The 11587-nt window shown below is 62.0% G+C and carries 8 protein-coding genes; 4 read left to right on the top strand and 4 right to left on the bottom strand.

The window, feature by feature from the left end; genetic code table 11:
* Window positions 1-113: 113 nt before the first annotated feature.
* Together FNL56_RS06995 and FNL56_RS06990 are read left to right on the top strand one after the other, a co-directional pair.
* Window positions 114-1712, top strand: coding sequence for an ABC transporter substrate-binding protein (locus FNL56_RS06995; protein ID WP_143572219.1), 1599 nt, complete (start codon window positions 114-116; stop codon window positions 1710-1712).
* A 385-nt stretch (window positions 1713-2097) separates the two neighbouring features.
* The gene (locus FNL56_RS06990) at window positions 2098-3789 is read left to right on the top strand and encodes an alpha-amylase family protein (RefSeq protein WP_143572218.1); all 1692 of its coding nucleotides are present in this window, start codon (window positions 2098-2100) and stop codon (window positions 3787-3789) included.
* Window positions 3790-3888: 99 nt separating this feature from the next.
* On the opposite strand, the gene FNL56_RS06985 is transcribed toward FNL56_RS06990, so the two are convergent.
* The 3 genes from FNL56_RS06985 to rocF all read right to left on the bottom strand — a co-directional run bounded on the left by FNL56_RS06985 (window position 3889) and on the right by rocF (window position 6855).
* Entirely contained in the window at window positions 3889-5478 is a 1590-nt protein-coding gene (locus FNL56_RS06985) for an alpha-amylase family glycosyl hydrolase (protein WP_143581857.1), read from the bottom strand.
* An 87-nt stretch (window positions 5479-5565) separates the two neighbouring features.
* Window positions 5566-5829 (bottom strand): hypothetical protein, encoded by a 264-nt coding sequence (locus FNL56_RS06980; protein WP_143581856.1) that lies wholly within the window; start codon window positions 5827-5829, stop codon window positions 5566-5568.
* Window positions 5830-5889: 60 nt separating this feature from the next.
* Entirely contained in the window at window positions 5890-6855 is a 966-nt protein-coding gene (rocF, locus tag FNL56_RS06975) for an arginase (RefSeq protein WP_143572215.1), read from the bottom strand.
* A gap of 187 nt (window positions 6856-7042) precedes the next feature.
* Between rocF and glgX the strand changes: the two genes are divergently transcribed.
* Window positions 7043-9223 carry a glycogen debranching protein GlgX gene (gene glgX / locus FNL56_RS06970; protein ID WP_143581855.1) on the top strand — a complete coding sequence of 727 codons (2181 nt, stop codon included), beginning with the start codon at window positions 7043-7045 and terminating at the stop codon, window positions 9221-9223.
* Between the two features lie 168 nt (window positions 9224-9391).
* Entirely contained in the window at window positions 9392-10237 is an 846-nt protein-coding gene (locus FNL56_RS06965; protein ID WP_143572213.1) for a transglutaminase-like domain-containing protein, read from the top strand.
* 276 nt (window positions 10238-10513) lie between these two features.
* On the opposite strand, the gene FNL56_RS06960 is transcribed toward FNL56_RS06965, so the two are convergent.
* Entirely contained in the window at window positions 10514-11344 is an 831-nt protein-coding gene (locus tag FNL56_RS06960) for a hypothetical protein (RefSeq protein ID WP_143572212.1), read from the bottom strand.
* Window positions 11345-11587: the final 243 nt, after the last annotated feature.

Here is an 11587-nt window from a genome sequence, read left to right as displayed (position 1 = left end):
CTCGCTGTGCGGCACAGCGCCTCATTGGCACACAGAGCATCACGCTCTGCCTAATGTGGCATCAAGTTTGCAAGAATTCCTCGACTCTCTCTCATCCCATGGAGCTTGGTTAGATGCGCGTTCGGAATTCAATACTGGTTGCGGCCGTTGCCGCCGTGCTGGGTGCCATCGCACCGGCCACCGCCCAGTCGGTGGTGCGCTACGGCATCTCGATGGCCGATATTCCGCTGACCACCGGTCAGCCCGACCGCGGTGCGGGTGCCTATCAATTCACCGGCTACACCATCTACGATCCGCTCGTCGCATGGGAGATGGACGTCTCCGATCGCCCGGGCAAGCTGATCCCCGGCCTCGCCACCGAGTGGAAGGTCGATCCCGCCGACAAGACCAAGTGGCGCTTCACCTTGCGTCAGGGCGTCAAGTTCCACGACGGCAGCGATTTCAATGCCGATGCCGTGGTGTGGAATCTCGACAAGGTGCTCAATGAAAAGGCACCGCAGTTCGACAAGCGGCAGAGCGCACAGGTGAAGACCCGCCTGCCCTCGGTCGCCAGCTACGCCAAGATCGACGACAGCACCGTCGAGATCACCACCAAGGCGGTCGACTCCTTCTTCCCCTATCAGATGCTCTGGTTCCTGGTTTCCAGCCCGGCGCAGTATGAGAAGGTCGGCAAGGACTGGGACAAGTTCGCCGCCACACCGTCGGGCACCGGCCCGTTCAAGCTGACCAAGCTGGTGCCGCGCGAACTCGCCGAACTCACGAAGAACCCGGATTACTGGGACAAGAAGCGCCTCGCCAAGGTCGACAAGCTCGTTCTGGTGCCGATGCCGGAAGCGCTCACCCGCACCAACGCGCTGCTCGCGGGCCAGGTCGATCTGATCGAGACGCCGGCGCCGGACGCCGTGCCGCAGTTGAAATCGGCCGGCATGAAGCTCGTCGACAACGTCACGCCGCACGTCTGGAATTATCATCTCAGCGTGCTGCCGGGCTCGCCCTGGACCGACGTCCGTCTGCGCAAGGCCCTCAACCTCGCCATCGACCGCGACGCCGTCGTCGGCCTGATGAACGGCCTCGCCAAGCCGGCGATCGGCCAGGTCGATCCGTCGTCCCCATGGTTCGGCAAACCGAGCTTCAAGATCAAGTATGATCTGGCCGAAGCCAAGAAACTGGTGAAGGAAGCCGGATACGGTCCCGACAAGCCGCTGAAGGCGACGTTCATCATCGCCAATGGCGGCACCGGCCAGATGCTGTCGCTGCCGATGAACGAGTTCCTGCAGCAGAGCTTCAAGGAAATCGGTGTCGACGTCGAATTCAAGGTCGTCGAGCTCGAAGTGCTGTACACCGCGTGGCGCAAGGGCGCAGCTGACGACAGCATGAAGGGCATCACCGCGAACAACATCGCCTACGTGACCTCGGACCCGCTCTACGCCATCGTGCGCTTCTTCGACTCGCGCCAGATCGCGCCGGTCGGCGTCAATTGGGGTGGCTACAAGAACCCGAGGGTCGATGCGCTGATCGACGAAGCCAAGAACAACTTCGATTCCGCGAAGCAGGACGAGTTGCTGGCGCAGGCCCATTCGCTGATCGTCGACGACGCGGTGCTGGTCTGGGTCGTCCACGACACCAACCCGCACGCGCTGTCGCCGAAGGTGAAGAAGTTCGTGCAGGCGCAGCACTGGTTCCAGGACCTGACCACCATCGGTATAGATTGAGTTACCTGCTGCTATCGAAGTGGATGCCATGAGGCGTCGCCGAGCAATCGGCGGCGCCTTTCTCTTTCCCCTCTCCCACAAGCAAAGCGAAGCTTTGCGCAGGCGGGAGAGGGTGGATCGAACCGCGGAGCGGTTCGAGACGGGAGAGGGTTCTTGAAGCAGGCTCCTGCGCTTGCGGCCAAGCGCCCTCTGCCGCCTTCGCTGCGCCAAAGCCGATGCTTTGCATCGGCCTTAATTTTTAGAACGGCGGCCGAAGGCCGCCTAGGCACCCTCTCCCACGGAGCGCAGCTACGCTACGCTGCGCTGGGGGAGAGGGGAACAAGGATCGGAACCCCGCCCCGCCTTGAGACTTGATCCGCACCGTCCTCGCAGCCCGGTGCCCCGCATGATCGACGATCTCTGGTACAAGAACGCCGTCTTCTATTGCCTTTCCGTGGGCAGCTTCATGGATGCCGATGGCGACGGCATCGGAGACTTCAAGGGCCTAACGCGGCGGCTGGATTATCTTGACGGGCTCGGCGTCACCGCGATCTGGCTGATGCCGTTCCAGGCTTCTCCCGGAAAAGACGACGGCTACGACATCTCCGACTATTACAGCGTCGATCCGAAATACGGCACGCTCGGCGACTTCGTCGAATTTGCCCATGGCTGCCATCAGCGCGGCATCCGCGTCATCATCGACCTCGTGGTCAATCACACCTCCGACCAGAACGCCTGGTTCAAGGATGCCAGGAGCGATCCGGACTCGAAATACCGCGACTGGTACGTTTGGTCCGACAAGAAGCCCACCAATGCCCATAAGGGCATGGTGTTTCCAGGCGTGCAAAAATCCACCTGGACGCACGACAAGGACGCGAAGGCCTGGTTCTTCCACCGCTTCTATGATTTCCAGCCAGACCTCAACACGTCCAATCCGCACGTGCAGGCGGAGATCCTCAAGATCATGGGATTCTGGCTGCAGCTCGGCGTGTCCGGCTTCCGCATGGACGCCGTGCCGTTCGTGATCGCCACCAAGGGGCCGAAGGTCAACAAGCCCGTCGAACAATATGACATGCTGCGCGCCTTCCGTGAATTCCTGCAATGGCGGAAGGGCGACGCCATCATCCTGGCCGAAGCCAATGTCGAGCCGGAGACCGACATGGAATATTTCGGCGACGACGGCGACCGCATGCAGATGATGTTCAACTTCCACGCCAACCAGAACCTGTTCTATGCGCTGGCCTCCGGCGATGCGCGACCGCTGGCGGCGGCGTTGAAAGTGACGAAGCAGCGGCCCGCCACGGCGCAATGGGGCCTGTTCCTGCGCAATCACGACGAACTCGATCTCGGCCGCCTGACCGAAGAACAGCGCCAGATCGTGTTTGAGAAATTCGGCCCGGACAAGAAAATGCAGCTATACGACCGCGGTATCCGCCGCCGTCTCGCGCCGATGCTCGGCGGCGACCGCCGAAGGCTCGAGCTCGCTTACAGCCTGATGTACACGCTGCCCGGCACCCCGGTGCTGCGCTATGGCGACGAGATCGCGATGGGCGACGATCTCTCGCTGCCGGAGCGCAACTGCGCGCGGACGCCTATGCAGTGGTCGACCGAACCGAACGCTGGCTTCACCAAGCATGCAAGACCGAAGAACCCCGTGATCGACAAGGGGCCGTTCGGCTATCAGCATGTCAACGTCGCGATGCAGCGCCGCGATTCCAACTCGATGCTGAACTGGACCGAACGCATGATCCGGATGCGCAAGGAAGTGCCGGAGATCGGCTGGGGTGATTTTACGATCATCGCGGCGCGTAACCCAGCGGTGCTGGTGATGCGCTACGACTGGCGCAACAACTCGGTGCTGTTCGTGCATAACCTTGACGAAACGCCGTGCGAGGTGTCCTTCGCGGTCGGGCTCAAGACCGCGCAGGACCAGCACCTGATCAACCTCTTGACCGAAGACCACAGCCATGCCGACGACAAGGGCAAGCACCATTTGATGCTGGAGGCCTACGCGCACCGCTGGTACCGCGTCGGCGGGCTGGATTATCTGTTGCGACGAAGCGATATCGATGACGACGCCGAGGCGCATCCGGAATAGCCGTAGCCCGGATAACAATCCGGGCCCGGCGCATCCACCTACGCGCTAAACCCGGATTGCATCGGCACGCCGCCATGCGGCGTGTCGATTTCATCCGGGCTACGAACGCAACCTCACGATGACGCCCTCATCTGCACGCAGCTCCAGCGGGCCTGAAACATTCTCGCCTTTGCGGTCGAGATGCGTCGATAGCAGGATCTCGCCGCCTTCGACATGCATCGACGCCGGTGCGGCGCCGAGGTTGAGCGCGACCAGCAGCGTCTGGCCGTCGTAGCTGCGCCGGTAGGCCAGCAGATCGCCCGCCGTCGGCTCCGGCGCATAGTCACCAAACACGAGTTCCGGCTGGTGCTTGCGCAGATCGATCAGCTTGACATAGAGGCTGAGGATCGAGTGCGGATCGCTGGCCAGCACGGCGGCATTGTTGCTGGCGAAATCCTCTGCCAGCGGCAGCCAGGGCTCACCCGTCGTGAAGCCGGCGTTCTCGGTTATTCCCCACTGCATCGGCGTGCGGCAACCATCGCGGCCGACGCCGATCCCCGGCACGTTCTTCTCGAACGGGTCCTGAACCTTGTCGGGCGGGATCGGCAACTGCTTCATGCCGACCTCGTCGCCATAATATAATGTCGGCGTGCCCCTGAGCGTCAGCAGCAGCATCGCAGCGACGCGCGCTTGCGCGGCGCCGACCCGGCTGGCGATGCGCGGACGGTCGTGGTTGCCCAGCACCCAGTTCGGCCACGCCCCGAACGGCAGCGCCGCTTCATAACGCGCGATCAGATCGCCGATCTCATGCGCGTTCCAGGGCGCCGACAGCAGCGCGAAATTGAACGGCAGATGCGCGCCGCCGAGGTCGCGGCCGTAATAGGCGACCAGCCGCTCGACCGGCAGATAGACTTCGCCGATCAGCACGCGGTCGTCGAACTCGTCCACCACGCGGCGCATCTCGGAGACGACATCGAGCGTCTCCGGCCGGTCGGTGGAATACAGCGGCAGTACGGATTCATGCGGTGGCCGGCCGGCGCTGTAATTCGGATTGAGAGGATTGTCGCGAAATTCGTCGTCCTTGATCAGGTGCCAGATCACGTCGACGCGAAACCCGTCGATGCCGCGACGCAGCCAGAACCGCATCACTTCGTAGATCGCTTGGCGAACCTCGGGATTGCGCCAGTTGAGGTCCGGCTGCCTGTCGAGGAAGGCGTGATAGTAATATTGCTGCGTCGCCTCGTCCCAGGCCCAGGCGCTGCCGCCGAATTCCGACATCCAGTTGGTGGGCGCCGAACCGTCCGGCTTCGCATCGCGCCAGATGTACCAGTCGCGTTTCGGATTATCGCGCGAGCTGCGGCTTTCGAGAAACCAGGCATGCTGGTCCGAGGTGTGGTTCGGCACCAGATCGAGAATGATTTTCAGGCCCGCGCCATGCGCGGCCGCCACCAGCGCGTCAAAGTCTTCCGACGTACCGAAGATCGGGTGAATCCCGATATAGTCCGAAATGTCATAGCCGAAATCGGCCATCGGCGACGGGAAGATCGGCGACAGCCAGATCGCATCGATGCCGAGCTGCCGCAGATAGGGCAGCCGGCCGATGATGCCGGCGAGATCGCCGATCCCGTCGCCGTTGGAATCCTGAAACGAGCGCGGATAGATCTGATAGATGGTGCCGGATTGCCACCAGACGTTTGCTGCAGATATCATAAGATACTTTAAACCGGCAATTGAGAACACAAAAGGGCACGAAAAAGCGGCCCTCCCGCAGGAAGGCCGCTTTGTCTCGTTACAGTCTTAGTCGCGTTCGATATAGACGCGGCGTTCTCCCCGGTCGTAATCACGATCGCGATCCCGGTTGCGCTTGATGATGACCGTTTCGTCGCGGTCGCGCCGATCGCGGTAATATTCACGGTCCCGATCGCGATACCGGTCGCCGCGAACCGCGCCGACGGTAACCCCGTCCGGCCCGACACCCACGCCAAAATTCTGCGCGCTGGCCGGAATGGTAGTGCCAATTGCCGCTGCAGCAACGGCCATGATCGCAAGACGCTTCATCATTTTCGTGCTCCCTGAAACATGAACGATGCATGGCAACCCCGGGTGGCGATCAAGGTTCCATCAGCCTGGCGGGACGATCGCGTTGCTCGGCATCGGCCGGTCGATGATCTGCTGGCCGAACAGGCTGCCGACCAGTTCGACCATGACGCGGGCGGTACGGCCGCGGTCATCGAGGAAAGGGTTGAGCTCGACCACGTCGAGCGACACCACAAGCCCTGAATCGTGCAGCAACTCCATGATTAGATGCGCCTCGCGATAGGTCGCCCCGCCCGGCACCATTGTGCCGACACCGGGCGCAGTGGCGGGATCAAGGAAGTCGACGTCGAATGAGACGTGCAGCACGCCGTGGCGCGCCTTGACACGTTCGATCACGCGGCGGATCGGCACGCCGACACCGAATTCGTCTATCTCGCGCATGTCCGCGACAGCGATCCGGCGGCGAGCGACCAGCTCCTTTTCAAGTTTGTCGATCGAGCGGATGCCAAATAGATCGAGATTTCCAGGCTTGATCGACGCGCGCGGCTCGTGGCCGAGCAGGCCGTCGAGGCCCGGCTCGCCGCACAGGAAGGCCGCCGACATGCCGTGCATGTTGCCGGTGATCGTCGTGGCCGGCGTATTGTAATCGGCGTGGGCATCCAGCCACAGCACGAACAGCTCGCGGCCCTGCGCGTGCCAATGCCGTGCGACGCCGTTGACCGACCCCATCGACAGGCTGTGGTCGCCGCCCATGAAGATCGGCAGTGCGCCGGATTGCGCCAGCGTGCAGGCGCGCGCGCTCAGCGCTTGGATCCATTGCTGGATGTCGCGATAATGCCTGGCATTGTCGGGCGGGTCGCCGGACGGATCCCCGTGCCGCGGCGCCACATCGCCATGGTCCTCGACCGCAAAGCCAAGGCCGGCGAGCAATGTGCCAAGGCCGGCGGTACGCAGCGCAGCGGGCCCCATCAGCGTGCCGGGCTGTGAGGCCCCGACCTCAACCGGCGCGCCGAGCAGTGCAATCCGCCGGTGGTGCGCGATATGCGTCATGGGCCTGTCCCTTAGCGTATCTGTTGCCGAACTGCGTGACACGGCAACGTACAGGCAGCCCCAATCCGGCTGTCACGCCGATAATATAAGATAAAGCCCGAAAGCGCGGATTGCGGTGCAACGTAATGGCCGCCACGCCGTTGTATTGCGCATTTCAATTGCGACTTTTAAAACATGCGGGGCTCACGTGACGGACAGAACGGTCGAAGAAGGTCTACCCTATCCCTTAGGCGCGCACTGGGACGGAAAGGGGACCAACTTCGCATTGTTCTCCGCCAACGCCACCAAGGTCGAAGTCTGCCTGTTCGACGGTGATGTCGAGACCCGTATCGAACTGCCGGAATATACCGACGAAGTGTTTCACGGCTACATCCCCGACGTCGCGCCTGGCACCTATTACGGCTACCGCGTCCACGGCCCCTACGAGCCTGAAAACGGTCACCGTTTCAACCCCAACAAATTGCTGCTCGATCCCTATGCGCGCGCGCATGCCGGAACGCTGGAATGGAATCCGGCGGTGTTCGGCTACAAGATGGAAACCGGCGACGACACCACCTTCGACGAACGCGACTCGGCGCCGTTCATGCCGCGCTGCGTGGTGATCGACAAGGATTTCGACTGGACCGGCGAAGCCGGCCGTCAGAACGTGCCGTGGGACCAGACCATCATCTATGAGACCCATGTCAAAGGCTTCACCAAACAGCATCCCGACGTGTCCGAAGATATCCGCGGCACCTATGCCGGCTTCGGCACCAAACCGGTCATCGATTATCTGAACGGGCTTGGCGTCACCTCGGTCGAACTGCTGCCGATCCACACCTTCATCAATGATGATTATCTGATGGAGAAGAACCTCACCAACTATTGGGGCTATAATTCAATCGGCTTCTTCGCGCCAGATCCGCGCTACGCCGCGGACGTCCCGAACTCGCTGCGCGAATTCAAGGAGATGGTCGCCAGGCTTCATGCCGGCGGGCTCGAGGTAATTCTCGATGTCGTCTACAACCACACCGCTGAAGGCAATGAATGCGGCCCGACGCTGTCGTTCAAGGGTATTGATAACGCCAGCTACTACCGGCTGATGCCGGAGAAGAAGCGTTATTACATCAACGACACCGGTACCGGCAACACGGTGAACCTGTCGCATGCGCGCGTCATCCAGATGGTGGCGGACAGCCTGCGCTACTGGGTCAGCGAGATGCATATCGACGGCTTCCGCTTCGATCTCGGCACCATTCTGGCCCGCGAAGTCTACGGATTCGACGAGCAGAGCGGCTTCCTCAAGGCGGTCGACCAGGATCCGCTGCTGACCACGGTCAAGCTCATCGCCGAGCCCTGGGACATCGGTCCCGGCGGCTACCAAGTCGGCGGATTTCCGCCCGGCTGGGCGGAATGGAACGACAAGTTCCGCGATGTCACCCGCGACTTCTGGCGCGGCGAGGCGCCGGTCGCGGCCCTCGCGCCGCGGCTGTCGGCCTCGGGCGACATGTTCAACCATCACGGCCGCCGCTCCTGGGCCAGCGTCAACTTCGTCACCGCGCATGACGGCTTCACGCTGAACGACTGGGCGAGCTACAACGAGAAGCACAACGAGGCCAATGGCGAGGATGGCCGGGACGGCTCTTCCAATAACGCCTCTTGGAATTGTGGCGTCGAGGGTCCGACCGACGACAAGGAGATCCTCGCGCTGCGCAACCGGCAGAAGCGCAACATGCTGGCGACGCTGTTGTTCTCGCAGGGCACGCCGATGCTGCTCGGCGGCGACGAATTCGGCCGTACCCAGCACGGCAACAACAACGCCTATTGCCAGGATAGCGAGATCTCGTGGTTCAACTGGGAACTCGACGTCGACGGCCAGGACCTGCTCGACTTCACCAAGCGTGCCATCAAGCTGGTCAAGGACAATTCGGTGCTTCGCCGCACCCGCTTCCTGACCGGCGAATATGATGAGCCGCTGGATGTGCGCGATCTCACCTGGATCAATGCCAATGGCGGGCCGATGGAGGACGATCACTGGTCCGACAATAATATGAAGTGCTTCGGCATGCTGCTGGATGGCCGCGCGCAGAAAACCGGCATCCGCAAGCAGGCGGTCGACGAGACCATTCTGCTGGTGCTGAACGGCTTCGAAGGCGTGGTCGATTTCACCATGCCGGAGGCCACCGGTGGCTCGGGTTGGAACCTGCTGGTAGATACCAATCTGACGAAGACGCCCGAGGGTAGCGAATTTCCGTTCGGGCACGTCTACCAGGTGACCGGGCGATCCTTCTTGATGCTGAAGATGAACCGCGCCGATGCCGCCACCATCGCGCCGGCCAAGGCCGCTGCGGACAAGAAGCGCGGTGATCGGCCCTCCAAGAAGGCCTGATACGGCAAGCGCTCGTTGCTACACGCCGCCCCGGAGATCTCCGGGGCGGCGTTGTCGTGTCTGCCCACAATTTCCGCAGTTTTAAAAGTCGGAATCCCGGAACGAAGCACCACCGGCGCCACTTGTTTCGCAACGATTCCTTCGATTGCTTACTCAAGGAGATGGTCGGTGCAGATATTTGCGGGTTACGATATTGCGTTTCAATGCTATCAGGAAACCCCGATGATACTGATGCTAAGCATTCATCCATCGCGGGAATCGGATTTGCTCACTCCGCACCGCGTCACGTTCTCGCAGGATGTTCAGGCCCGCGATTATCTCGACATGTTCGGCAATACCTGCACCCGCATCATCGCCCCGCCCGGCCTGACCGAAATCAGAAACGATTTTCTGATCTCCGACAGCGGCCTGCCGGACGAAGTGAATCTTGACGCCCGGCAGACGCCGATTGCAGAACTGCCCGACGACGTGCTCGTCTATCTGCTCGGCAGCCGCTATTGCGATACGCAGAAGCTGTCCGATCTCGCCTGGTCGATGTTCGGTCACGTTCCCGGTGGCTGGTCGCGCGTGCAGGCGATCGTCGATTATGCCCACGAGCGCATCGACTTCAGCTATCACCATGCCCGCAACGACCGCACCGCGTCGGAAGGCCATGACGAGCGCGTCGGCGTCTGCCGCGACTACGCGCATCTCGCGGTTACCTTGTGCCGCTGCATGAACATTCCGGCGCGATACTGCACCGGCTATCTCGGCGACATCGGCGTACCGATTGATCCCGCGCCGATGGATTTCAGTGCCTGGTTCGAGGTCTTCCTCGATGGGCGATGGTACACGTTCGACGCCCGCCACAATCACCCGCGTATCGGCCGCGTCGTGATCGCCCGGGGCCGCGACGCCGCGGACGTGGCCATCTCGACGGCTTTTGGGGCAGCGCCGCTAGCACGCTTCACCGTTATCACCGACGAGGTGAAAACCGAGACGCCTGCCGTGGGGCCGACCTCGATGGTGGCGTGATCTGTAGGGTGGGCAAAGGCGCTCTTGCGCCGTGCCCACCGCTTCCTTGAGGATGGTGGGCACGCTTCGCTTTGCCCACCCTACCCCGACAGCAAAAAGCCCGCCGATTGCTCGGCGGGCTTTTCACGTTCTATTACTTAACGCAGCAGCAGGAACAGGATGATCAAAGGAATCGGAATGCCGACGAGCCAGAGAAGAATGGGCATGTGAGTGTCCTTATGACGTGAGTTAAACGACGAACTTCTTTTGTTGTGAGGGTAACGACGAACTTCGGATTTAGTTCAGACGACGCTTCTTGCCCCACGTGCCGTCGCGCAGTCCGCCGCCTTCCGTCGCAGCGAGGCTGGCGCAGAATGCACCGAGCAGCAGCGAAGCGGTCAGCCAGAACGCCAGCGAGGCGGTCGCCTTGCGCGCCGCATCCAGATTGGTCTTGGCTGCGGTCACGACCTGGTTGACGCGGGCTTCGGCGTCAGCCTGGCTGAGACCGGTGCGGGCCGACACGACCTTGGCAATGTAGGTCCGGTCGGCGGGCTGGAGATCGCTGCCGGCCTTGAAGCTGGCGGTGAACAGACGGTTGAGTTCGCTACGGGCGTCGGCCGCATTGGCGTTGGCGGCCGGGGTGTCGGAACGCAGCAACGTATCGAGATAGCCGTCCATCGGGCCGGCATTGGCCGCAACACCCTGCGCAGCGCCGGTCGCGGCGCTACCCATGATGCTCGACGCCGGCGTTGCCAGCAGCAAGGCACCGAGCACCGAGGCAACCGCCCAGGTCACGAAGCCATGCGCGGTGTCGCGGAAATAGACCTCATCGCTGTGAACGCCGACCCAGCGGGTGCGCAGGCGGCCGGCGATATAGCCGCCGACGGACGAGGAGATCATGGCGATCACGATCAGGTAGATGCCGGTCGCGATCTTGAAGGTGGTCGCCGACACGCCCGAACCTGACCACGGCGAAACCGAAGTTGCGCCGAGCGCCACGCCGAGCGTCAGCAACACGAGCGTCAACGCGCAGGACACGACAGCCCCGGCAAAGATCGCCGGCCAGGAAACGCCTGCGCCAACATTTTCGTCGGACGCTGCGGGTTGAACTACTACGGTATCGATCATGATGGCTCCAGCCTTTGCGGCATTGCTGTGTTTCAAGTGCGCGATCAATGTGCAGTCGGAACATTGGTTCCTGCATGCGGGAATTTTCATTTGTATGCATGCGATGCCCCATCGCCGGGGGCTCGCTTGCATCGCAGCGCAGCGCATATTCGCGAAAGAATCTCCAACACAACTCAGAATAACTTTGTACGGTAGCGAGCGCAGCGGTTAGGATACAGCCAGCGTTGGCGGATACTGCAAGGT

The organism is Tardiphaga sp. vice304, assembly GCF_007018905.1.
Lineage (GTDB): Bacteria > Pseudomonadota > Alphaproteobacteria > Rhizobiales > Xanthobacteraceae > Tardiphaga.
The sequence above is the reverse complement of the archived record's forward strand: the minus strand, read 5'-3'. Positions and strand labels throughout refer to the sequence as shown.